16 protein-coding genes, 2 tRNA genes and 1 pseudogene are annotated in these 24,391 nt (G+C 39.9%); 3 read left to right on the forward strand and 16 right to left on the reverse strand.

Annotated features, from left to right (window positions below; translation table 11 throughout):
* Together porV and porU are read right to left on the reverse strand one after the other, a co-directional pair.
* A complete protein-coding gene (porV, locus tag JK629_RS02645; protein ID WP_202337093.1) occupies positions 1-1,170 on the reverse strand; it encodes a type IX secretion system outer membrane channel protein PorV in 1,170 nt (389 codons plus the stop codon).
* Positions 1,171-1,204: 34 nt separating this feature from the next.
* The gene (gene porU, locus JK629_RS02650) at positions 1,205-5,035 is read right to left on the reverse strand and encodes a type IX secretion system sortase PorU (protein WP_202337094.1); all 3,831 of its coding nucleotides are present in this window, start codon (positions 5,033-5,035) and stop codon (positions 1,205-1,207) included.
* Between the two features lie 222 nt (positions 5,036-5,257).
* On the opposite strand from porU, the gene gldJ reads away from it, so the two are divergent.
* The gene (gene gldJ, locus JK629_RS02655; protein ID WP_394369433.1) at positions 5,258-6,931 is read left to right on the forward strand and encodes a gliding motility lipoprotein GldJ; all 1,674 of its coding nucleotides are present in this window, start codon (positions 5,258-5,260) and stop codon (positions 6,929-6,931) included.
* Between the two features lie 69 nt (positions 6,932-7,000).
* On the forward strand, positions 7,001-8,296 hold the full coding sequence (locus JK629_RS02660; protein WP_202337096.1) for a UDP-N-acetylmuramoyl-tripeptide--D-alanyl-D-alanine ligase: 1,296 nt from the start codon (positions 7,001-7,003) through the stop codon (positions 8,294-8,296).
* On the opposite strand, the pseudogene JK629_RS02670 reads toward JK629_RS02660, so the two are convergent.
* From JK629_RS02670 to JK629_RS02735, 14 genes and pseudogenes are all read right to left on the reverse strand, one after another.
* Positions 8,284-8,718 (reverse strand): annotated as a pseudogene (locus tag JK629_RS02670) (phage tail protein). The gene JK629_RS02660 and the pseudogene JK629_RS02670 overlap by 13 nt on opposite strands.
* Complete coding sequence (locus tag JK629_RS02675) at positions 8,718-9,173, reverse strand: phage tail protein (protein WP_202337098.1); 456 nt, start codon at positions 9,171-9,173, stop codon at positions 8,718-8,720. The pseudogene JK629_RS02670 and the gene JK629_RS02675 overlap by 1 nt, the downstream one beginning before the upstream one ends.
* Before the next feature lie 118 nt (positions 9,174-9,291).
* Positions 9,292-9,366, reverse strand: a tRNA-Val gene (locus JK629_RS02680).
* Positions 9,367-9,419: 53 nt separating this feature from the next.
* Positions 9,420-10,400: a YitT family protein gene (locus JK629_RS02685; RefSeq protein WP_202337099.1), complete on the reverse strand. Its 981-nt coding sequence runs from the start codon at positions 10,398-10,400 to the stop codon at positions 9,420-9,422.
* A gap of 113 nt (positions 10,401-10,513) precedes the next feature.
* A tRNA-Val gene (locus JK629_RS02690) sits at positions 10,514-10,591 on the reverse strand.
* A 65-nt stretch (positions 10,592-10,656) separates the two neighbouring features.
* Positions 10,657-11,874, reverse strand: a complete 1,218-nt coding sequence (locus JK629_RS02695; RefSeq protein WP_202337974.1) for a bifunctional folylpolyglutamate synthase/dihydrofolate synthase — start codon at positions 11,872-11,874, stop codon at positions 10,657-10,659.
* Positions 11,875-11,886: 12 nt separating this feature from the next.
* Positions 11,887-14,262 carry a T9SS type A sorting domain-containing protein gene (locus tag JK629_RS02700; RefSeq protein ID WP_202337100.1) on the reverse strand — a complete coding sequence of 792 codons (2,376 nt, stop codon included), beginning with the start codon at positions 14,260-14,262 and terminating at the stop codon, positions 11,887-11,889.
* Positions 14,263-14,575: 313 nt separating this feature from the next.
* Complete coding sequence (locus tag JK629_RS02705) at positions 14,576-17,089, reverse strand: T9SS type A sorting domain-containing protein (protein ID WP_202337101.1); 2,514 nt, start codon at positions 17,087-17,089, stop codon at positions 14,576-14,578.
* Positions 17,090-17,146: 57 nt separating this feature from the next.
* Positions 17,147-17,965 carry an energy transducer TonB gene (locus JK629_RS02710; RefSeq protein WP_202337102.1) on the reverse strand — a complete coding sequence of 273 codons (819 nt, stop codon included), beginning with the start codon at positions 17,963-17,965 and terminating at the stop codon, positions 17,147-17,149.
* Between the two features lie 55 nt (positions 17,966-18,020).
* Positions 18,021-18,413, reverse strand: coding sequence for an ExbD/TolR family protein (locus JK629_RS02715; RefSeq protein ID WP_045081168.1), 393 nt, complete (start codon positions 18,411-18,413; stop codon positions 18,021-18,023).
* Positions 18,413-19,111 carry a MotA/TolQ/ExbB proton channel family protein gene (locus JK629_RS02720; RefSeq protein ID WP_202337103.1) on the reverse strand — a complete coding sequence of 233 codons (699 nt, stop codon included), beginning with the start codon at positions 19,109-19,111 and terminating at the stop codon, positions 18,413-18,415. The genes JK629_RS02715 and JK629_RS02720 overlap by 1 nt, the downstream gene beginning before the upstream one ends.
* A gap of 48 nt (positions 19,112-19,159) precedes the next feature.
* The gene (gene nhaD, locus JK629_RS02725) at positions 19,160-20,539 is read right to left on the reverse strand and encodes a sodium:proton antiporter NhaD (RefSeq protein ID WP_202337104.1); all 1,380 of its coding nucleotides are present in this window, start codon (positions 20,537-20,539) and stop codon (positions 19,160-19,162) included.
* 22 nt (positions 20,540-20,561) lie between these two features.
* On the reverse strand, positions 20,562-21,788 hold the full coding sequence (locus JK629_RS02730) for a Glu/Leu/Phe/Val dehydrogenase dimerization domain-containing protein (RefSeq protein ID WP_202337105.1): 1,227 nt from the start codon (positions 21,786-21,788) through the stop codon (positions 20,562-20,564).
* Positions 21,789-21,886: 98 nt separating this feature from the next.
* A complete protein-coding gene (locus JK629_RS02735; protein WP_202337106.1) occupies positions 21,887-22,948 on the reverse strand; it encodes an anhydro-N-acetylmuramic acid kinase in 1,062 nt (353 codons plus the stop codon).
* 235 nt (positions 22,949-23,183) lie between these two features.
* Here JK629_RS02735 and JK629_RS02740 point away from each other — a divergent pair, with 235 nt between their 5' ends.
* Complete coding sequence (locus JK629_RS02740; protein WP_202337107.1) at positions 23,184-24,326, forward strand: acyl-CoA dehydrogenase; 1,143 nt, start codon at positions 23,184-23,186, stop codon at positions 24,324-24,326.
* Positions 24,327-24,391: the final 65 nt, after the last annotated feature.

Consider the following 24,391-nt stretch of genomic DNA (forward strand, 5'->3'; position numbering starts at 1 on the left):
TTAATATTCGTCGTACGTATCGCCAAAGTTAAAAGTAAGTCCAAAACGAAGTGTTCCGTCCAATGGACTGTTTGCCAATTTGGAAGTAGAGAACAAGTACGAAATATCGATATTAATTGCGGTGTAACGGAAACCTGCACCAATTGACGCAAATTTTCTTGAACCTTTATCATCACTTTCGTTGAAGTAACCTCCTCTAAAAGCAAAAACGTCTTGGTACCAGTATTCAGCACCCAAAGCCCAAGTGAATTCTTTTAACTCTTCGCTGAAACCATCAGGTGCATCGCCGAATGAGGAAAACATACCTCCAAAGAAGCTTTCGTTATAATAATCGTCCTCGCTGTTTATAATTCCGTCATCATTTGAATCGCTGGGCGTAGGAACCAATAATTTATTAACCTGTGCAGAAACACCTACTTTGTTGTATTCGTCAAGAATAAAGTCGAAACCCCCACCCAAAGCAAGGTTGGTGGGCAAGTTACTTTCTGAGCCTACTTCATCATATTTTAGTTTTGGACCTATGTTTGAAATATTGAAACCCATTCTCCAACGACCGTCAAAGTCGTTGTATGGAATTTCCTCACTTTGATAGTATCCCGCAATATCTACTGCAAATGAACTTGCCGCGGAGGCGTCTTCAATAGCAGTCTGTAATTTTAAATCTGAACGGATGTACCTACCGGCAACGGCCATAGAAAAACGCTCGCTAAGGCGAAGTGAATAGGAAACATCGAAAAGAAGTTCGTTAGGCTTAACCAATAGCGGCTCTTCTTCCGCCGTTTGGCGCAATTCTATTTCACCATTGCTGAAGTAGCGGAAACTTGCAGCAACTGCGCTACGTTCGTTCAATCGATTGTAATATGTTATGTTTCCTAAGAATATATCGTTTACCAATTTGCTTAAGTATGGTGTATAGGTAACTCCAACCCCTTGCTTTGATAAAGAGAAAGCGTATTTAGCGGGATTCCATTGTTGTGAAAATGCGTCGGCAGATGTAGTAACACCTATATCACCCATACCCGCAGCACGTGGATCTGCTGCTATCAATATAAAAGGAACTCCTGTTGTTATAACGCGATTCTCGATACCAGTATTGTCGTTGCCTGGTTCTTGCGCCATCCCCTTAAAGGCAACTAAACTTAATAAAATTGGAATAATTAATTTCTTCATATTAGTTAATTTTGGACAAATATAATTTTAATTTTTAAAGGATTACTAGTTTCTCGAATTTTTCAGTCCGCTGATTGGTTAACGTAGATCTTACGGTTATCTTATATACATACACCCCTTTTCCGATGCGGTCACCAAAATCATCACGGCCGTCCCATACAATATCACGCGATAAAAATCCTTCGGTATTCACGATTTGGTTTTTGGTCCACACCACCTTGCCCGTTACCGTAAAAACTTGCACCTGAACCTCCAAGGGTTCGAATGCCCGGTTGTGGTTGAACCAAAATTCGGTATAATTCACAAACGGATTTGGGTAATTCAGTACGCGTGTAATTTCAAGTTTGTCGTTTCCGGCTACTATAAACTGTATTTCTGCAGTTGAAGAATTGTTATAAACATCCCAAGCTTTTAAGGTAAGGGTGTGTAGGCCATCCTCAAGATCACGAAATTTAAAACTTGTCTTACCTTTGGTATAATCATCTACTTCAGCCTGGTAAAATTCATTTAAAACAAAAGGATTGGATTCGTCCCCATCCAGTATTGCAACAATATCATGACCAATGCCACTTGCTGTGTTAATACCATTTGGGTCCTCCAACTTTGCTAACAAAATGGGAGAATCGTCTGTAATGCCTCCGGAAACGAAACTCTCATCGTTCATAAAAAGCCTGATTAACGGACCTTCATTATCTTCGGGTGCATTTTCATTAAGACCGCCTACGTTTAAATCTAGGTTTACGCCGCTTTGGTCTTCCAAAAGATTGTCTCGTTTTGCGTAAAGGCTTATGCGGCCCTTTCCTACAGGAATTTGAATATCACGGGGAACAACAAACTCAAATTCAAACTGACCATTGGTGACGGTCGCCTGACCATTAAAAAGTCCTTCTCCCAATGTTACAAAATCCATTATAAACCCATGGTTGTCATTGTCCAAAGTTTGGCGCATTACATTTTTATCAAAAATCTTGGCCTCCAAGATTCCGTTGTAGTCGGTCATTAAAACACCTGCTTCATTTACCACTTCGCCTTCAAGTTTTATTTTGCTAAGTGCCTTTAGTGTATCGGTGGCTTGATTTAAAGGTATGCCGTTTAATTTTGTTAAGCGTATACTCTTTTTGGGAAATGCAAGTGGCATTGCAGGGTCGCCGATGTAAAAGACCACTCGCCTAAGAGTCGTTCCGGCGCCCAGGGTTTGTTTTGCCAACCGCAACCCTTCAGCAGGCGTATTTGGATTATCAGTGCCAAACCCAAAAAGTTCATCGGCCAGCGCTTGGTTGAATCGAATTCCGGTGGAAATATAAATAGCCCGTGTGGTGGTTACCAATGATATTGCACCACCCGCAGTATTTTGATAGGTAAGCTCACCCGCTGTAATCCGGAGGGGGTTGTCAAATTTTGTGAACTCACAAGTAACCGTAATTATACAAGGCAGATTATCTTTGTTCTTGAACTGCCGTGCGGTCTCTTTTGTGTAAATTACTTCGTGCGCCAGGCCATCTTCGCCTCCGTGCCCAAAGTAATCCATAATTATAGCGCCCACCTCAATAGCCTTAACAATCGCTTCATTTACTTCCGGATAACGGTTACCGCCTGCAGAGGCCTCTTGCTTATAGGAATCTGCGTGTATTTTCTTAACGTTTATAAATGGTTTTTCGGCAGCAATTAGGTCACCAAGTTCGTCTAATTTTGTCTCTAAAATAGTTTCACTCAATTCATCAACATCATCAGAAATCAACACAAAATTGTTTCTCCAGTTGCCGTATGAAGATGCGGAAGCGTATTTTATTATTTTATCTACCAATGCATTTGCCAAGGAAACATTGTCTGCAACCATCCTTCCCATCGCAATATCCAGCAAGTCTATATCTGTTCTAGACCCGATGGTGCCTTCCTTTTCATCCATATTGCCAAAAAAATCATCGGACATGAAAGAACTACTTCCGCTATTGCCTAAAAGTGTATGAAAAGTGGGTACTATATTGTTATTGTTTGGAAGTCTGTTTTTATAATCAATAGAAGTATCTCCAAAAATACCAACATATTTTACACGCTTTTCTGGGGCGGAAGCATTGTAGTACACATATCTTAGAAAATTGCGGATGGCTCCAATGTCCTGTTTGCCCGAACTGAACTCTTCGTAAATTCTATCGGTAGTTACTACCTTAACATTTAGACCCCGAAGAGTTTTATGGTAAGTTGCCAAACGCAGTGCAGGCTGAATTAGGAAAGGAGCAGTAATGATAATATAATCCACATCCTTAAAATTGCCTGATTCATCCTTAAAGATGGTGCCTTTTAAGTTTTGGTTCTGTACAACTGATTGCGCAATTTTTATGGGCACATAGTAATCGTTGGGGTTAATCGCTACATAATTGCGAACCTCGCCCAAAGTTTGCTTAAAACCAAAGCCGGCAGCATTTCCGTCATTCTGTTTTGAAGTAATAGACTGAAAATCGGTCACGTCCCAAACCTGGGAAAACTGCGAGGCATTGCTTATTTGATATTCGCCCACACCGCTTAGATTAGCTGCATCGTTATATCGAAAAGCCAATTGTCCTCCTGCACCCGTTAATTGTCTTACCGCCCATATACCTATATAATCCAAATAACCCACACTGGATGGATTACCTGCATTATTATACATTAAATCCACTGTAACTGTTTCACTACCCGCGGGGACTTCAACACTTAATTCCTTCATGCTTATTAAGTTATTGCTACCTACTTGTGAAAAAGTCAGGGGATTCAAACTCGTACTATTTACCGAAACCGCCATGGACGTATTGCTTTCTGAAACTGCGGCGGCTTTCACGATCAAATTCATAGCCTTACCGGATACGATGTTAGGGAACTCGAAGGTATAAGTCTGCTCATTTTCAATATCAAATCGATTCCCAAACCATTTTCTTCCCAATTTGGTTGGGCTTTCTTCATCCTTTTCGTGAAATTGATAATCATCAAACTCACTTATAGTAAATGCTACATTTCCTGTGGGCTCTACCATGGGCCTCACCCTTTTTCCCGCACCCCCGTCGGCAGTAATATAATAATAGGACTCATCGCTGTAAGGGTTTAGATTGGAATCATTCTCTTCCACATAACCCTCGGTGTTAGTCCCGTAAAACAAAACATAGTCGCCACTGTCAAAACTTCCATCCTCCTCGCCAATTACCTGTATGGCATTTTCGGGAATATCAAAATAACGGTTTTGGGCATTTAATAACGGCAAAGGTTTTCCACCGTGACTGTACACTTTAATATTTCTGGGGTCAATCCCGTCGGTATTCATTCCTAGATTATTAAGGAAAGATTTGTCCATTTTATGAATACCTGTTTTTTCAACTTTAAACTTAAACCATTTTCCGTTGGCAAGTACAGAATTGGTTATTGCGGGCGGTTCCTGTCTGTTCTGTGATCCATATCGATACTGAATATCAAATGAAAGCACTTTTTGATACCTGCCGTTGGCTTTTATGATAGGCGAAATTTTAAAAATGGTAAAAAGCTTTTCTCTTGAACGGGTACTAGCAAGGCTATATTCCAGCTTATCGGGCAATTGGTCCAGAGAAACTTTATTTAACTCTTCAGCAGAAACAGAGCCATATTGCACATTGGTGACCGCGAGTGAGTTGCTATCGGCAAAACCATTGTCTTCCCACTGAGTGCTATATAAAACGGTTTCTTTATCCAATTGAAGCTTTAATGCCTCTCGGGCCTTTTCCTTATCATAACCAGAAGATTTAGCTTCTCCAACAGATGCAGAAGAATTTGCATCTCCCCAATATATGGCTATGCTCTTTGATTGCGCCTTTCCCACAAAAGGCATTAGAAATAGAAATAAAAGAAGTGTTGTTTTTCTCATCAGTACAAATAACGTTGCAAATATATACTTAGTATAAGACAACATTTTAAACTTTTTCCACAAAATGGTATTAGGATAATAATTTTAAAACTAATACGTTTGCATACTGGATTGGTCGAAGAACCATTCCCAAACACACAGCGCAATAATAATAAAATATTATTGTGTTTTTGTCGTTAATTACTATATTGCGAACCCAATTTTATCATACTTAAATCTATGATGTTAAGAAAAAACCTAGCATTAAAGCTATTTATTACTGTTATAGCGGCCTCTCTACTTGTAGGTTGCAACAAAACTAGGGACTATAAAAACAGTTCCAGAGCCACAGGATGGAAGATGAATGCCAAAGAAGGTGGCTTTCAGTATGACCCAAAATACAAAGAACAACAAACTGGCCCAGGGCTAGTATTTGTTGAAGGGGGTACTTTTACCATGGGAAGAGTTCAAGACGACCCAATGCACGATTGGAACAATTCTCCAAACCAACAACACGTCCAGTCCTTTTATATGGATGAAACCGAAGTAACCAACTTAATGTATCTTGAATATTTAGATTGGTTAAAGAAAGTTTTCCCTCCAACGGATGAAAATTACCGAAAAATATATGAAGGCGCTGTCCCAGACACCCTTGTTTGGAGAAACCGTTTAGGCTTCAATGAGGTTATGACAAACAACTACCTACGCCATCCTGCATATGCAGAATACCCAGTAGTTGGGGTTAGCTGGATACAAGCAGTAGAATTCAGCAATTGGAGAACAGACAGAGTAAACGAAATGGTTTTGGAAACCGAGGGGATTACAGCCCGTAACGCTCGTTATGATGTAGAACCTGGAGAAACATTCAGTACAGAAACCTATTTAAATGCTCCTACCTTAACCTATGGCGGTAACGACTCTATCACACGAGGCGGAAAAAAATCTGAATCAATTGCAAAGAGAAGCACGGACAGTACAAATTTATATGTGGGACGCCAAGATGGACTATTAATGCCATCATACCGCTTACCTACAGAGGCAGAGTGGGAATATGCAGCTCTTGGCTTGGTGGGTCTTCGTAACTATAATGTTTATAGAGGAAAGAAAAAATATCCTTGGGAGGGTCAATATACCCGTTCCGGAAAAAGAAGGTCCCGAGGTGACCAATTGGCAAACTTTAAGCAAGGTGATGGTGATTATGGAGGAATAGCGGGATGGAGTGATGACGGTGCCGATATTACCGCACAAGTAAAATCATACGAGCCAAACGATTTCGGTCTATATGATATGGCCGGAAACGTTGCAGAGTGGGTAGCCGATGTTTATCGTCCAATTGTAGATGATGAGTTTAACGATTTTAATTATTACCGTGGAAACGTTTACACCAAAAACGCTATTGGCGAAGACGGAAAAGTGAAAGTAGTTACTATGGACTCTATAATTTATGATACCCTAAGCAATGGAAAAATCATAGCCCGCAACTTGCCTGGAGAAATTCTACAAGTGCCAGTTGACGAAAACGAAACCTATTTAAGAACAAACTTTTCCGAAAGCGATAACCGTGATTATAGAGATGGCGACAAACGCTCTTCCCGTTACTATCAATCATTCGCTGACGATGAAAGCGAAAGTGGTGATGGCGCAAACCGTATGTACAATTCACCAATACAAAAAGTATATGCAGATAGCACCGGTACATTAGATCGTCAATATGACAAATCTTCAAACAGAACAACTTTGGTGGATAATGAAGTTCGTGTTTACAAAGGAGGTTCTTGGAGAGATCGCGATTACTGGCTAGACCCAGCGCAGAGACGTTATTTCCCACAAGATATGGCAACTGACTATATCGGGTTTAGGTGCGCTATGAGTCGTGTGGGTTCAAAATCCAAAAAAGGAAAGCGCCCGAGAAACTAAAATTTCAAAATTTATAAAAACAGCCCTCCTTGCATACAGCTTCGGAGGGTTTTTTAGTATTTTTATTTTATGAATATACCATCTCTTCATCACTATTTTTTGCAAAGTAACGGCATAAGCACAGATACACGCAAAATCTTCAAGGGCTGCCTTTTTTTTGCCCTAAAAGGCGAAAATTTCAACGGAAATCTTTTTGCCCAAGAAGCGCTGGACAAGGGTGCACTTAAAGTTGTAGTTGATGAAGCTGCTTTTCACAAATCAAATGGTGAAACTATTTTAGTGGAAAATGTACTTTTGGCACTACAACAACTAGCGAGTTTTCATAAAAATTATTTAGGACTCCCTATTATCTCACTTACGGGAAGTAACGGAAAAACTACTTCCAAAGAACTTATTAATGCAGTACTTTCCCAAAAGTATAATACCGTTGCAACCGAGGGTAATCTAAATAACCATATAGGCGTTCCCTTAACGCTTCTTAAAATGAATAAACAAACCGAAATAGGTATTGTTGAAATGGGCGCCAACCATTTGGGTGAAATAAAATTGCTGAGTGAAATTGCACAGCCAGAGTACGGTTACATTACCAACTTCGGGAAAGCACATTTGGAAGGATTTGGAAGTCTTGAAGGAGTAGTTCAGGGAAAAACCGAACTTTATCAATATTTGAAAAAACACAATAAAAAAGTTTTTGTCAATGCCAATGACCCTAAGCAAATGGCCAATTCAGAAGATATTGACAGAATAACTTTTGGCACTGAGGACAGTGATTTTAACATTGAACTATTGGACAGTTCACACCACCTTTTAGTATCATTCAGCGGCACAAAAATCCAAAGTAATTTAGTGGGAGCGTATAATTTTGCAAACCTTTCCGCAGCTATCGCAATAGGAGCTTATTTTAAAGTTTCAGTTGAAAAAATAAAAGCTGGCATTGAAGCATATGTGCCCGCCAATAATCGCTCACAATTAATAACTCAGGGTTCTAACAGCATTTTAATGGATGCCTATAACGCTAATCCAACAAGCATGCTTGCTGCATTGGAGAATTTTAAACAGACCAAGGGCGAGAACAAGATATTGTTTCTGGGAGATATGTTTGAATTGGGAAAGGATGCCGAAAAAGAACACCAAAACATCGTTGATTTTTTACTAGAAAATCCTTTTGGAAAAGTTTATTTGGTAGGAAGCAATTTCTTTAAAACATCAAACATTGCTTCACATATAAAGGCCTTTGAAACTTTTGAAGATTTAAAAAAAGAACTAGTAACTGAAAACCACAAGCATGCTACAATCTTAATAAAAGGCTCCCGTGGAATGGCTTTGGAAAGGATTTTGGATGTTATTCAAGTTTATTGGAAATAGTTATAAGCCCACTCCAGATTTTCAATAAGCAATTTGTTGCTCATGGGTTCTAAATCTGAAATCGTCCATTTTACGGGCCAGGCATTTATAAAACTTCAAGATTTAAGAGTACTTCCGGCTTCATCCAGTAAGCCAACAGTTATATTTCTAGTCTTGATAGAGACTTCTAAATCGCCATTAAACGTTTTTAAACACCATGCCACAATTTCAGAATCTTTAGAAGCCATACCTCGCTTTAAAACCAAGTTTGAATATTTTACTGAATTAGGAACGCGATGCTTGAAACTGTTTTCTGAAAATTCGTTTGTTTCCATTTGCATTGAAATTCCAGCTAATTCCTTAAAAACAATATTATCGTTTGCAGTGTCATCACTAAAACTTAGTTGAAAATTAAAAGACACGGGAAGAAACTCATTCATCATTATCCATCTTTAACAGTTAAACCTTCATGGCTAAGTTCTAAAGTTTCTATAGCAACTTCATTTGCCTCCGCTTTCATATTAGTTGTTGTCATTTTGGTGGGCCAAGCATTGTTTAAAATCCAAGTCATTGCCGGGCTTCCAGTTTCATCCAAAAGTTGAGTAGTAATAGTTTCCCTTTTTATGGTATTCATTTTTATGGCGTCATACCAATTCCAGAAATTATTGTCGTTTACAAAGATTCCTTTCTTTAGTGTTATGTTTCCCATTTTATTAATACCTGGCATATTCATCGTAGAGAATTGCTTCCTATCGCCATGGCTATATTCTATTGCTTGTTCTTCAACATCCAAACCTGAAACCTCTTGAAATGAAGCTTCTCGGGGAGGCGAACCAAACCGTACCGCAAAGTAAAATTTAGGGGAAGGCCAGTTACCGTCTTGCGTTTCTACTGCCATTTTATATAATATCAAAGTGGTTTTATAATATTAGTTATAAAAGTCTTGATTTCTATAAGTACTACTACGTATTATTAAAAAAAAAATCCCGAGAGACATTTCTCTCGGGACTTTTTTGTGGGTCATACTGGATTCGAACCAGTGACTTCTACCCTGTCAAGGTAACACTCTGAACCAACTGAGTTAATGACCCTCTATAATTAAAAGCGAAGATACATATTCACAAATGTAAATGAAACAAAACACTTATTTGTCGAATTTTTTGATGGGTTTCTTTTTAATCATTCCGCCTCTTGCGTCCTTCACCGAAGTCATAATCATAAATGCCTGTGAATCAATTTTATCTACTTCTGTCTTCAACTTACTCATTTCCAATCTTGTAATTACGGTATATACTACATCAACAGGTTGTCGCATCTCACCTTCTTTCGCAAATCCGTTTTCGGCTTTAAAAATAGTACAGCCCCTACCCATTTTTTCAATAATGGCCAGGCGTATTTCCTCATTCTTCTCTGAAATAATTGTGATCCCCATAAACTCTTCAATCCCGTCAATTACAAAGTCAACCGTTTTTGAAGCAGCGAAATAAGTAAGGATAGCATACAATGCGATTTCCGTGGAAAGAAAATAGGCGGCGGTTATAAAAATGATTACGTTGAAGATCATAATTACATTTCCCACCGTAAGACTTGTCTTTCGACTTATAAATATTGCCAACACCTCGGTACCATCAATTATCGCACCTCCGCGAATGGCTAGACCAATACCCAGTCCAAGAAAAAAACCACCAAAGGCCGCCACTAGAATTTTATCATCGGTAATCAAGGGATAGGGTATCAGCGCAACCGCAGTTGCCAAAAGTATAATGCCCAGTACACTTTTTATTGCAAATCTTCTGCCTACCGAAAAAAAAGCCAACGCCAAAAAAGGAAGGTTAAAGCACACTAACAACAATGGAAATGAAATACCCGCCAGTTCATTTACCATCAGTGAAATACCTGTAACCCCACCATCGATAAAATTATTTGGCATCAAAAAACCCCGTAAACCAAAAGAAGCCGAAATAACTCCCAAAATCAAATAGAAAAAATCCCAGACTTCGTGAATTACTTCTATCTCCAGATTTTTTACCCTCTTTTCAAAAGGCTCGGAAATCTGTGAAGGTTTCTTATGCTTTTGACGGTTTTTTACGACGTTTACTATAATATTTTTAAAGAATGGGTTCAATGGCGCTTGCTTTAAATTTTGAATTCAGTCAAAGTTAACTTATTAATTCTAAAATGAAATTTGGAATAATAAAATAAAAAAAACCGAAGTTTTCACTTCGGTTTTTTAAAATCTGGTGGGCGATGAGGGGTTCGAACCCCCGACCCCCTCGGTGTAAACGAGGTGCTCTGAACCAGCTGAGCTAATCGCCCTCATTGTTTTGAGGTTGCAAATATAAGTTAGTTTTTAATTCCCGCAAACATTTATTTGAAAAAAATCATAAAACTTCTGCCACCACGAAAGTGCTGCCCCCAACAAATATTAAATCCTTTGCTGAAGCCGTATTAAGTGCAGCTCCATATGCTTTTGACACTGAAATATATTCCTCGCCCACCAGCCCATAACCCCTGGCCTTTGTCAATAACAATGAGGCATCCAAACCCCGGGGAATATTTGGTTTGCAAAAATAATATATAGCACTTTTCGGAAACAGCGGTAACACCGAATCCAAATCTTTATCGCTTACAACACCAATAACAATATGGAGGTTTTGAAAATCTTCTTTCGCAAGCTGCTCCATCACTATTTGCAACCCCTCTTTATTATGGCCCGTATCGCAAACAACTTTTGGATTTTCATGTAAAACCTGCCAACGACCCATCAACCCTGTATTTTTTACTGTATGATTCAATCCCTCTTGAATGTTTTCTTCTGAAATATTCCACCCGCTTTTCTGCAAGACCTTCAATGTTGCCAAAACAGTTTTTAGGTTTCTTTGTTGATAAAAGCCTTTTAAATCAGACGTATGTTTTGAAATATCACAAGTTTCAGCAAAAAAGATTGGCGCATCTCTTTCGGAAGCAATTTTTTCAAAGACAGGTTTTGTTTCAGGCAATGTTTCTCCAATAATAACAGGCACTCGATTTTTAATTATCCCAGCCTTTTCAAATGCAACTTTTTCCAAGGTATCTCCTAAAAACTGAGTGTGGTCCAAACCTATATTGGTAATCACCGAAATTTCGGGCGTGATAATATTGGTGCTGTCCAGCCTACCGCCCATCCCTACTTCAATAATTGCCACATCCACTTTTTCATTTCGGAAATAATCAAACGCCAGACCCACGGTCATTTCAAAAAAGGAAAGTTGATTGCTTTCAAAAAAAGGTTTGTGTTCTTCTACAAAACTTGAAACGTATTGTTCCGGAATCATTTCGCCATTAATCTTTATCCGCTCCCTGAAATCCTTTAAATGTGGCGAGGTGTAAAGTCCTGTTTTATATCCCGCTTCCTGGAATACCGAAGCCAGCATATGGCTCGTACTGCCCTTACCATTAGTACCGGCTACGTGTACACTCTTGAAGCTGTATTCGGGATTGTGGAGATAATTGGCAAGCTTTATGGTAGCGGCCAAATCTGCTTTATAGGCAGACTGCCCCACCCGCTGGTACATGGGCAGCTGGGCGAAAAGCCACGCGATGGTTTCTGAATAGTTGATGGCTATTGGATTTTATTTTATAATGAGTTTTTTTGTCGTCTGTTCTTTACCTTCGGAAATTTTTAAATAATATATTCCGGGCTGAAAATTTTCAACGGAAAATTGAAGTTGCTTTTCTTTAAAATCAAGCTGTTTCACAACTCTTCCCATAACATCATATATTGATACAGAAGATTTTTCAGAAATAGATGCTTTTGAAATTTTAACCATTTGCGAGGCAGGATTCGGATACACCTTTACTTCTGAAGAAAACACAGCTTCATTTTGGCTTAAAATATCATTTGAAATATCAATTTTATAGATTGAGCGCCCAAAGGTTGCGGCAAATAAAAACTGGGACCCTTCATGGATATGCAAATCTGTTACCACTACGGAAGGCAAATTCTCACCCAAAACGTTCCAATTTACACCTTCATCAGCAGTAGCCATCACGCCTACATCGGTACCCACAAATAGATTTCCGAAACTATCCTGCACAATATCATTTACAGGAATATCTGGCAAACTTGTAGAAATATCAAACCAATTGTTTCCTAAATCAGTACTTTTATAAACGTGGCCCACATCTTCTCCATATCGATATCCTGAAAGCGTTAAATAAACTGTGTTCGGGTCTTCCCGAGACGCCAAAATTTTTGTAACCCATCGGTTGGGAACTCCCGCAGAAATATCTGTCCAATTAGAACCTCCGTTCTGAGTTACCCAAGCTTTTCCGTCGTCTGTTCCCACAAAAATAATTTCATTGTCCAAAGGCGAAACACTAATCGTCGTTATTGTTCCGTATGTAAGATTTCCGGGGTGTGGGCCATCTGTCAAGTCTGGACTTATTGCAGTCCAAGTGGCCGCGGCATTTGTTGTTTTGTAGAGTCTATTTGTACCGTAATAAAGCGTTTGCGAATTGGAAGGATCAAAAGTAATGGGCGTATCCCAATTTTTTCGGTCGCCCCCGGAAATTCCATTGGTTGCATTTGAAAAGGAGGTGCCATTGTTGGTGGATTTTCCTAAAGCGCCATATTGGTAAAGCGCATATATAACATTTGTATTTGTAGGATCTACGAGTGGTTGAAAACCATCCCCGCCATAGATTATATTCCAGTCCGTTAAACCTCCTGTTTGGGTGCGGCTGGTACTGTTATCTTGCGCGCCACCATAAATTTTATTTTCGTTTTGTGCATCTACATGCATTCGGTAGAATTGTGTAATGGGAAGTTTTACATCCTTTACCGCAGAGGAACCCCCGTTCGTGCTGTAATAAAGTCCACCATCATTCCCCAGAAGTATTTCGCCTGGTACCGAAGCATTAAACGCCATTGCGTGCTGATCTACGTGAACATTTGAAAAGGAATCACTCCAGCTCATGCCTCCGTTTGTAGATTTTTGAACTTCAAAATCTACATTATAAATTGTGTTTTCATCCGTGGGATCGATAAAAATTCCTCCAAACCACCAATGAAACCCCACATCGGTCAACTGACCTGAGTTGACGGCAGTCCAAGTATCGCCGCCGTTTGTAGTTTTATAAACACCTTGGATATTTCCCGTTGCATCTGCGTAACGCGTATATAGCACATTGGGGTTTGATTGTGAAATATCTATGCTGATCCTTCCTTTTTGGGAAGCTAAACTTGGCAAACCGGTGGTCAGTTCTGTCCAGTTTGATCCTCCGTCAGTAGTCCTGTATATTCCCGAGGTTATTCCACCGTATTGTCTATTGTTTGGGCGTCGGATTCGTTCCCAACTGGCCGCATACACTATATTCCCGTTTGTGGGATGAATGGCCATATCAATTACCCCAGTTGAATCACTCACAAATAAAACCTGCTGCCAGCTATCGCCGCCATTGGTGGTTTTATAAACGCCACGATTGGTGCTATTTCTGAACAATGGGCCCATTGCCCCAACAAAAGCGGTATTATCGTTACTTGGGTCCAAAACAATTTTACCAACACTTCCAATATCAGGTAGCCCCTTTGATTGCCATGTGGCGCCACCATCAGTACTTTTATAGATTCCATCACCATCATACACCAAAGACCCTCCACCAGCATTTACTTCACCTGTACCCACCCAAAGTATGTTATTGTTATTTTTTGAAATTTCAATATCGCCGATGGAAAGCATTTGTTGTTCGTCAAAAATTGGCGTCCAATCATCACCACTGTTTATCGTTTTAAAAATCCCTCCTGAGGCAGCCCCTACATAATATACTTCGGGTTGGGTTGAAGGAATTTCAATATCGGTAATTCTACCGCCAATATTTAGAGGTCCGCTGAATTGCCATATTTCGTTTACATTGTTTCTATCCGCAATTTGTTTTTTCCAACGGATTGCTTCAGAATATGCCGCAGTATTCAATTGGCCATTTGGATAGGCTCTTTGCATAAACATAAAGTCGTGGGGATATTTTTCATTTTTTTCATTTTCGAAAATGTTTGAAATGGATTTTTCGGAAGAATTTTTACACCCAGCAAAACAAATTATAATTAACAGAAAAGTAGAAATACGAAGCATAGTATCTTTTTTTGAAGTTTAAAGATACTGAAAAAATCAAGGCATTCTTGAAAGAGAATATTCTATTGTGAAAGACTGAACTTGTAGATAATCTTGCCAATTTGTTTTGCGGGAGCTTTATCGTCGGCATTGAATTTTGTAGCCAAAGCGGCTCCATAGGCAGTTTTTGAATAATATAGTTTTAGTGGATCTATTTAACAATCAGTTTTTTTGTGGACTGCTTATTTTCATCAGAAATTTTTAAATAATAGACTCCAGCCTGTAGGCTTTCAACAGAAAAATGAATCTCTTTTTTATTATCAAAATTGTACTTTTTTACTGATCTTCCCATTGTATCATAAACTTCTAAATAAGAATTTTTGGAAGGGTTTTTAAGGGAAACCGTCACCATTTCGGAAGAGGGATTTGGAAATACTTTTATCTCCGTGGCAAAAGAATCACCATTCGTATTCAAAATATTTCCCGAGATATCAATTTTATAAATGGAACGGCCATAGGTGGCAGCAAATAAAAACTCCGAATTCTCGTGAATAAACAAGTCTGTAACTAATACCGAGGGCAAATTTTCTCCCAAAACAGTCCAGGTTGCCCCTTCGTTATCTGATGCCAAAACGCCAATGTCTGTTGCTAAAAATAGATTTCCAAAATTGTCCTGCTCAATATCGTTCACTGGGATATCCGGCAAACTCGTTGAAATATCAATCCAAGTATTCCCGAAATCGATACTCCTGTAAACGTGTCCAATACTTTCACCAAACTTATAACCGGAAAGCGTTAAATATACCGTATTTGCATTTTCCTTTGAAGTAAGTATTTTGGTGACCCAACGATTTGGAACTCCCGCCGAAATATCCGTCCAATTGGTTCCGCCATTTTGGGTTACCCAGGCTTTTCCGTCGTCCGTCCCCACGAAAATAATTTGGCTATCAAATTGTGAGACACTAATAGTTGTCAACGTTCCAAAAGTGCGATTTCCAGAGTGTGGCCCATCCGTTAAATCTGGGCTGATAGCATACCAATTTTCCGCACCGTTTATGCTCTTATAAAGCCTGTTCGTTCCATAAAATAATATCTGTGAATTTGCGGGATCGAATGCAATTGGTGTATCCCAATTTTTCCTATCGCTAGGTGATATTCCAGTTATAGCATCATAGAAGTAAACACCATTGGTAGTAGATTTTCCTAAACCTCCACGTTGGTAAAGCGCATAAATAACCCTTGTATCTGTAGGGTCTACCAACGTCTGAAAACCGTCGCCAAAATAAATTATATTCCAATTGCTCAACCCCCCCGTTTGGGTTCGGCTTGTACCATTGTCCTGCGAACCTCCATATATTTTATTTTCGTTCTGCGCATCAACATACATTCTGTAGAACTGGGTTAGTGGCAATTTTAAATTTTTTACCGCAATATTACCTCCATCGCTGCTATAATAAAGGCCACCGTCACTACCCAATAAAATTTCGTTGGGTGCTGAAGGTTTAAAAGCCATTGCATGTTGATCTACGTGGGCGATTTGAAAAGAATTACTCCAACTATTTCCGCCATCCGTGGATTTTTGGACTATACAATCTGCATTATAGAGTACATTTTCATCCGTTGGGTCAATAAAAATTCCACCGAAATAATAATGAAACCCAACATTCAATAATTGACTGGAGTTTACTTCAGTCCAAGTATCCCCGCCATTGGAAGTTCTATAAACACCTTGTATATTTCCAACGGCATCGGCGTAGCGCGCATACAATATATTTGGGTTGGATTGTGAAATATCTATGCTGATTCGGCCTTTTTGTGATGCAAGGTTGGGCAGACCGTTGGTAAGCTCTGTCCAATTGGTGCCGCCGTCCGTTGTTCTATATATTCCTGAGGTTATTCCTCCATATTGATAATAGTTTACCTTGGTTATCCGTTCCCAACTTGTGGCGTAAACTATGTTCCCATTGGTTGGATGGATAGCCATATCCGCGACTCCGGTGGAATCACTCACAAAAAATACTTGTTGCCAGGTATCCCCTCCATTTGTGGTTTTATAAACCCCCCGGTTGGGGCTATTTTTAAAAAGTGGGCCCATCGCCCCAACAAAAGCAGTGTTATCGTTATTGGGGTCCAAGACAATTTTTCCCACACTTCCAATAATAGGCAAACCTTTTGATTCCCACGTGGTACCGCCGTCGGTGCTCTTGTAAACTCCATCGCCATCGAATGTGCCCAAACCATTTCCTTCACCTGTTCCCACCCAAATTAAATTATTGTTGTTTTTTGAAATTTCAATATCTCCGATGGAAAGCTTTTCCTGTTCGTCAAAAATAGGCATCCAGTCTTCCCCGCTGTTTATTGATTTAAAAATTCCACCAGAAGCAGCCCCTACATAATAAACCTCTGGCTGGTTGGTAGGGATTTCAATATCGGTAATACGCCCACTTATATTCAAAGGCCCTGCGAACTCCCAGATTTCATTAGCCGTGCTTCTATTTGCAATTTGCTTTTTCCATTTGATTGCTTTGGAATATGCGGAAGTATTTATTTCGCCACTTGGGTAGGCACGTTGCATAAACATAAAATCACTCGGGTATTTTCCATCTTTTTTCTTTTCAGTATTTGAAATTTTTTCTCCCGAAGAAGAAGTTTTATCTTTTTCTGAAAAATTTTCACAGCCAATAAAACAGAAAGCAATGAATACGGAAGTAGGAATACGAAGCATAATACACCTTTTAGAAATATGAAGATACTGAAAATCAGTTATATTTCCCTAGAAATTTTATTCAGAAAGACTGAACTTATAGATAATCTTGCCAATCTGCTTTGCGGGAGCTTTATCGTCGGCATTGAATTTTGTAGCCAAAGCAGCTCTTTTGGCGGGCTCTAATAAACAACGGGAATTGTTTGTTGTTCCCCGAACTCCTGGCGTTGCACTAATTACTCTTCCACTGCGGTCTACTTCTATGCTAACCACAACTGTTCCGGCTTCGTTGCAATCCTGTACAAACTTTTCCTTATTTAGTGCTTTTCTTCCACCGAGTAAATAATTGCCATCGCCGTCCAAACCTTTGCCAGTGCCGTAATACGCACTTGCATTGGGATCGCCATCGGGGCTTCCCTTGTCACCCGGGTTAGCGTCGTTACCTTCGCCTCCTTTTGCGGTTCCGTCACTTTTTGGGCCATTCAAAATGCTTGAAAGGGCATCGGTGGTAGCTTTATCGGGTTTTGGGTCGGGTTTCTTTACTTCTTTCTTAGGCTGCTCTTTTACTAGTGTTTCAACTTGCTCCTTTTTGGGCTTTTCCTTTTTAATTACAGGAGCGTCTTCATTCTCCTGAGTAACCACTTCTTCCTTTATTTCCGATTTTGGCTGTGAAACAGGTTGCGCGGTCGTTTTCTGCGGTGCAGATTGAATTTTTTCAGTAGGCTGGATGTTTCCACTACCAGTATCGGTAGTTCCAAAATTTACCGCTATGCCCTGCTCCAATGGTGGATCCATATATTTCATCCCCACATAAAACAAGAGAATAAGAATGATGACATGCACGATTACCGTGATGGTCATACTTTTTCGTTTATGTTGGGTGTCAAGCAGGCTCATGGGTGAGAATTATTATTTTTTTTCTTTTTCAAAAAAATATACCGAGTAGCATTTATTAATTCGGGCGTACCGCTAATACCACTTTAAAGTTATTGCGATTTGCAATATCCATTACAAAAACGGCATCTTCAATAGGCACACCTTCTTCGGCACGTAGAATAATGGTAGGTTCTTCCTGTCCGGCAAGTGTTTTTTTCAATTCGCTCTCTATACTATACTCGCTTACACGCTCTTTATCTACATAATAAGCACCATCTTTTGTGATGCTGACGGAAGCTTTCTGAACATTTGATGTTTTCCCTTTTGCTTTGGGAAGTATCAAATCCAAAGCGTCGGGTGTTATTGCAGGCGAAGTGAGCAAAAAGAATACCAATAGCAGAAACACAATATCTGTCATGGAACTCATGCTGAACTCAGCGCTTACTTTATTTCTTCCTCTTAAATTCATTAAGCAGGTTCGTTTAAAATGTCAAGGAAATCAACGGCCGTGGCTTCCATTTGGTGTACCACCTTATCAGTCTTGACAACCAAATGGTTGTAGCCCATATAGGCAATAATCCCTACAATTAAACCTGCAACCGTGGTTGTCATGGCAGTGTAGATACCTTCTGCAAGGCTTCCCATTTCAGCTTGGCCGCTACTAGTAGCCAGTTGGTGAAATGCCAAAACCATCCCGATTACGGTTCCCAAGAAACCAATCATGGGGGCCGCTCCAGCAATTGTTGCCAATACACTTACATTTTTCTCGAGTTTATAAACCTCAAGACGTCCGGCATTTTCAATTGCCGTGTTGATGTCTTCCAAAGGGCTCCCAATTCTGGAAATTCCTTTTTCAGTTAAATGTGATACAGGAGTATTATTTTGGGCGCAAAGTACTTTTGCAGCCTGAATGTTTCCTTTGGCCACGTGGTCGCGTATCTGGTTCATAAAGTTGCTGTCCATTTTGGAAGCTGCCTTAATGGCGAAAAGTCGTTCAAAATAGATATACACCGCGACAAACAACAGTACAAAAAGCACCATTATTATTATTTGCCCCGCAACCCCTCCATTTAAAAGGAGGTCCATAATGGATAGCGTTTTTTCTTCAGAAATTGGTTCAAGATCCTGTGCTACCTCAGCACCCTCTTGAATAAAGAAGTTTAACATAAAAAAGGTTTTGTTTTAGTGAATAACGGTATAAGGTTTCAGAAATTGTTATGCATTGTGAAATAGCACTCTTTCAATCAAAAGAAATACTCCGGCCCCCGCTATAAAACCAATAAACGCAAGCCAAGTAATCTTTTTAAGATACCAGATAAAGTCTATGCGCTCCATTCCCATTGCAGCAACACCCGCTGCAGAACCAATGATGAGCATACTTCCTCCCGTACCGGCAGAATAGGCTATAAAATGCCACAAGACGGAATCCATAGGTAAATCATACATTCCCATGGAAGCAGCAACAAGCGGAACGTTATCAATAATTGCAGACAAGATACCTAGTAGTATAACCACTACATCCTGATTTGGAATAGCGCTTTGCAGCACTTCTGCAAGATAGCGGAGCGTTCCTACTTCTTCTCCATTAACAACGCCATATACCAAGCTTTCTAGTCCTGCCACTGCCATTAAAATTCCAAGGAAAAAAAGAATGCTTGAAATTTCAATACGCGACAAGGCTTTATGTGCTGAATACAAATGTCTTCTTTCTTTGCTGAAATCTTCTTCGGGGTGAATATATTCTGAAACGAGCCAAACCACGCCCAAAGCAAGCATCATGCCCATATAAGGCGGCAAATGTGTCAATGTTTTAAAGATAGGCACGGAAACAATCATTCCCAAACCTAGTAAAAGCATGGTTTTACTGCTTAAAAGAGCCTCCTCTGCTTTGTCTTCACGGGCATCAACGTCTATATTTCCACGGAATGCCGGCATATAGCTTGCTATTACGAATGGCAGGGCAAAACACACTATAGAAGGTATAACCACATATTCTATTAGACCCGCTGCAGATACTTTTTTGGCAATCCACAGCATGGTTGTAGTTACATCACCTATTGGAGACCACGCTCCACCTGCGTTAGCAGCTATAACCACCATAGCCGCATACCAAAGTCTGTCTTCTCTCTTATGGATTAATTTTCTCAATAAGGTAATCAGTACAATAGTTGCGGTAAGGTTATCTATAATAGCGGAAAGAAAAAATGCCAATATCCCTATAATCCATAATAGCTTTCGTTTGCTTTTTGTTTTTACGGCGCTTTTCAAAACTTCAAAACCGCGGTGGAGGTCAATAATTTCAACAATCGTCATAGCCCCAATAAGGAAAATGAGTATCTCTGCTGTTTTTCCTAAGTGGTGAAGGAGGGTTCCTTCAAAGCCTTCCATGGCATGCTCACCCCCGGAAAGAAAACTGAAAGCCTGCTCTTCTGTATTTATAACATCAAACCATCCACTGGTAAAACCAATTGCCAAAACGGCCCAAATAAGAGAAGCCATTATAAGCGCTGGTACCGTTTTGTCAAGTTTTAATGGATGTTCTAAGGTTATAGAAAGGTATCCGATTACAAAAATTAAAATGATAATTGATTCCATAATGAATGCTGATTATTGAAAATTATAACAATTGCTTTAACGCTATTTCAAAAGCGGTTTTGCTAATGTTTGTTTTGGTACTGTTGTTATCAAAAGTATTTTGTATCGCGTTTTTGATGGTAATTGAAGTATCGTTAAAGATAGCTTCATCAGTCATTTGTACTTTTCGCTCCATAAAATATGCAAATACACGAGCCATTCCGCAGTTACTTATAAAATCTGGAATTAAGCTTACGCGCTCATCGGTAAATTCCATTATGGGGCCGAAGAAAATTTCTTTATCGGCAAACGGTACATTCGCACCACAGCTTATAACTTCAAGTCCGGTTTCAATCATTTGGGAAATCTGCTCTTTCGTTATCAATCGCGAGGCCGCACAGGGTGCAAAAATCTCTGTCTCCAGCTTCCAGATTTTCTCGTTTATTTCTTCAAAAGGAATCATGTTTTCAGCAACCAATGTATTACCATTTTTCTTTAGAAAAAGTTGTTTGATTTCTTCAAATGAAAAACCGTCCTTGTTGATGACTCCTCCATCACGGTCAATAATACCTACAATTTTGGCTCCCATCTGCGAAAGATAATAAGCCGCAGCAGCGCCAACATTTCCAAAACCTTGAATTACGGCACGCTTTCCTTTAACACTTCCACCATAAATATCGTAATAATGGTGTACAGCTTCGGCAACGCCATAACCCGTAATCATATCGGCCACGGTATATTTTCTGGAAACATCTGGGGAGAAATTTACGTTCTCCAAAACTTTTATGACTCCCTGACGCAATTGACCGATTCTATTAATCTTATCTGCTTCTGTAGGCGAAAAATGACCATTGAAAACTCCCTCTTGTGGATGCCAAACAGCGCTTTGTTCGGTCATAGGTATTACTTCGTGAATTTCATCAACGTTTAGATCGCCCCCTGTTCCATAATACGCTTTTAACAAAGGTGAAACAGCTTTAAACCAGCGTTCCAAAACACCTTTTTTACGCGGATCGGAAGGATCAAAGTTAATACCGCTTTTGGCTCCGCCGATTGCTGGTCCGGCCACGGTAAATTTTACTTCCATTGTTTTTGCAAGTGAGAGCACTTCGTTGGCATCGAGGCCTTTTCGCATCCTAGTCCCACCCCCCGCGGCACCGCCGCGCAAGGAGTTTATGACCGTCCAGCCTTCGGCCTCGGTTTCGGGGTCATTCCAGTGAAAAACAATTTCGGGATCTTTTTCTTCGTACTTTTTAAGTAATTCCTTCATTAATTGTGGAGAGTTAAGTCACTTCTTCGCTAAAGCTGAGTAGTGTGAGGACAAATATAAAAAACTTGTGAGGGGTTTATATTTATTTTAGGTAAAATTTATGGATTGAATATTTTCCCCGAGGAATGATCTTTTTTAGCCCCCGTTACACTTGCCAAACAATTCACCTCATTGCGTAGCTTTAAAACGCCCAAAAGCCCAAAAATGAGCGCTTCCTTATATTCCAAAATTTCCGTTGAAGGAATAACGACCTCAACCGAAGCAATATTTTTCAATCGGTCAATCAAAAATGAATTGTAAGCCCCGCCCCCAGTTATTAATACGGAGGCTTTTTCTGAAAAGTGATTGGCAAGCTGCACGGCAATGTGTTCCGTAAAGGTTCTCAATATAGCTTCGGAAGAAATCTCAGAAGCCTCCAAAAGTGGAAAAATGTATTCTCTCACCCACTCCAAACCCAAGGATTTTGGGGGTTTTTCAGTATAAAAAGTTAGTGCGTTCAATTTTTGAAGCAACCCTTCGTCCAAGTTCCCGGAAGCGGCCAGTTTTCCGTCTTCGTCAAAATCCTTTCCCAGTTTTTCGGCATATTTGTTTAAAACAATATTTACCGGGCAAATATCAAAAGCCATCCGTTGCCCATCTTTTTCAAAGGAACAATTTGCAAAACCGCCCAGATTCAAACAATAATCGTATTCGGAAAAAAGCAACTTATCTCCTATCGGCACCAACGGCGCACCTTGTCCGCCCAATTCCACATCCTGCATCCTAAAATCACAAACCACGGTTTGCCCGAGTAATTTTGAAATGCGCGGCAGATTGCCTATTTGGTAGGTAAAACCCTTTTCGGGCTGGTGCAGAACCGTATGGCCGTGGCTGCAAACTGCGTCAATTTCAAGAATGTTATGTTTTCTTATGAATTTTAAAATTTCCTCGGAAAGCTTTTCGGTGTATTTAAAATCCAGCCGGTCAAGTTTCTCTTCGGAATAATTTATGGCTTCGCGCAGCTCGTCCTTCCAAAATGAAGAATATGGAACAGTCTCGGCGGAAAGGATATTAAAATTCCACTTTCCATTAGAATAGTCAAAAAGAATTTCAGCCAAATCAATCCCGTCCAGCGAAGTGCCACTCATAACCCCAATGATATGGTATTTGTTTTTTTTCAATCTTTCCAAAAAGTAAGAACTTTAAAGATAGGGCGGAAGATTTTAAAAATTACAAATTACAAGCACCAAATTCCAAATAAATCCCAAAAATGAAAATATCAAATTCCAAACGTACACAATCCATAATGATTTAAAATTTGTTTTTTGGAATTTGGGATTTTCACATTTTTGGAATTTGCATTTTATAAGTACCTTTGCCATTCTTTTAAAAACACAATTCTTACTTATAAAGCCTATGGATTTCAATCTATCCGAAGAACAGTTAATGATTCGCGACGCCGCTCGCGATTTTGCCCGTACCGAATTGCTTCCGGGCGTTATAGAACGCGACAATCATCAAAAATTCCCGACCGAACAAGTGAAGAAAATGGGCGAGCTCGGTTTTCTGGGAATGATGGTGGACCCAAAATACGGCGGCGGCGGAATGGATACCGTGAGTTATGTTTTGGTTATGGAAGAATTAAGCAAGATTGACGCTTCGTGTTCCGTAATCGTTTCGGTAAACAATTCATTGGTGTGCTATGGCCTTCAAGCCTATGGAAATGAAGAACAAAAACAAAAATACCTTACTAAACTAGCTACTGGCGAAAAACTTGGTGCATTCTGTTTGAGCGAACCAGAAGCTGGCAGTGATGCCACTTCACAAAGAACCACTGCGATTGACAAATGTGATCACTATATATTGAACGGCACCAAAAACTGGATAACAAATGGCGGCTCTGCAGATTATTATTTGGTAATCGCGCAAACTGACAAAGAGAAAAAACACAAAGGCATCAATGCTTTTATTGTTGAAAAAGGCTGGGAAGGTTTTGAAATTGGCCCAAAAGAAGACAAGCTTGGCATCCGTGGAAGTGATACACATTCTCTTATTTTTAATGATGTAAAGGTTCCAAAGGAAAACAGAATTGGCGAAGACGGTTTTGGATTTACCTTTGCTATGAAAACCCTTTCCGGCGGTCGTATCGGGATTGCCGCACAAGCGTTGGGAATTGCCGCAGGTGCTTACGACCTTGCCCGTGAATATTCCAAGGTGCGCAAAGCTTTTGGCACCGAAATATGCAACCACCAGGCCATCGCCTTCAAGCTTGCAGATATGCATACCAGTATTGAAGCAGCCCGCCATTTAGTGATGAAAGCGGCTTGGGACAAAGACCAAGGCAATAATTATGATATGAGCGGCGCCATGGCCAAACTATACGCCAGCCAAGTAGCAATGGACGTAACCGTGGAAGCGGTACAGGTTCACGGCGGAAATGGCTATGTTAAGGAATATCACGTGGAACGCTTGATGCGTGATGCAAAAATTACTCAGATTTACGAAGGCACTTCAGAGATTCAGAAGATTGTTATTTCTCGAGGACTTTTAAGGGACTAAGAAAAAATAGATCTAACCTTTAGTTTACCCTGAGCGCAGCCGAAGGGCACGATCAAACAGAACAT

Source organism: Aequorivita iocasae (genome assembly GCF_016757735.1).
GTDB lineage: Bacteria > Bacteroidota > Bacteroidia > Flavobacteriales > Flavobacteriaceae > Aequorivita > Aequorivita iocasae.

Coding starts and splice junctions, on each gene's coding strand:
- JK629_RS02740 (WP_202337107.1), top strand. CDS start 23,184: ATGGATTTCAATCTATCCGAAGAACAGTTAATGATTCGCGACGCCGCT.
- JK629_RS02730 (WP_202337105.1), bottom strand. CDS start 21,788: ATGAAGGAATTACTTAAAAAGTACGAAGAAAAAGATCCCGAAATTGTT.
- JK629_RS02705 (WP_202337101.1), bottom strand. CDS start 17,089: ATGCTTCGTATTCCTACTTCCGTATTCATTGCTTTCTGTTTTATTGGC.
- JK629_RS02660 (WP_202337096.1), top strand. CDS start 7,001: ATGAATATACCATCTCTTCATCACTATTTTTTGCAAAGTAACGGCATA.
- JK629_RS02675 (WP_202337098.1), bottom strand. CDS start 9,173: ATGGCAGTAGAAACGCAAGACGGTAACTGGCCTTCCCCTAAATTTTAC.
- JK629_RS02710 (WP_202337102.1), bottom strand. CDS start 17,965: ATGAGCCTGCTTGACACCCAACATAAACGAAAAAGTATGACCATCACG.
- JK629_RS02720 (WP_202337103.1), bottom strand. CDS start 19,111: ATGTTAAACTTCTTTATTCAAGAGGGTGCTGAGGTAGCACAGGATCTT.
- gldJ (WP_394369433.1), top strand. CDS start 5,258: ATGTTAAGAAAAAACCTAGCATTAAAGCTATTTATTACTGTTATAGCG.
- JK629_RS02715 (WP_045081168.1), bottom strand. CDS start 18,413: ATGAATTTAAGAGGAAGAAATAAAGTAAGCGCTGAGTTCAGCATGAGT.
- porU (WP_202337094.1), bottom strand. CDS start 5,035: ATGAGAAAAACAACACTTCTTTTATTTCTATTTCTAATGCCTTTTGTG.
- JK629_RS02700 (WP_202337100.1), bottom strand. CDS start 14,262: ATGTTTATGCAAAGAGCCTATCCAAATGGCCAATTGAATACTGCGGCA.
- nhaD (WP_202337104.1), bottom strand. CDS start 20,539: ATGGAATCAATTATCATTTTAATTTTTGTAATCGGATACCTTTCTATA.
- porV (WP_202337093.1), bottom strand. CDS start 1,170: ATGAAGAAATTAATTATTCCAATTTTATTAAGTTTAGTTGCCTTTAAG.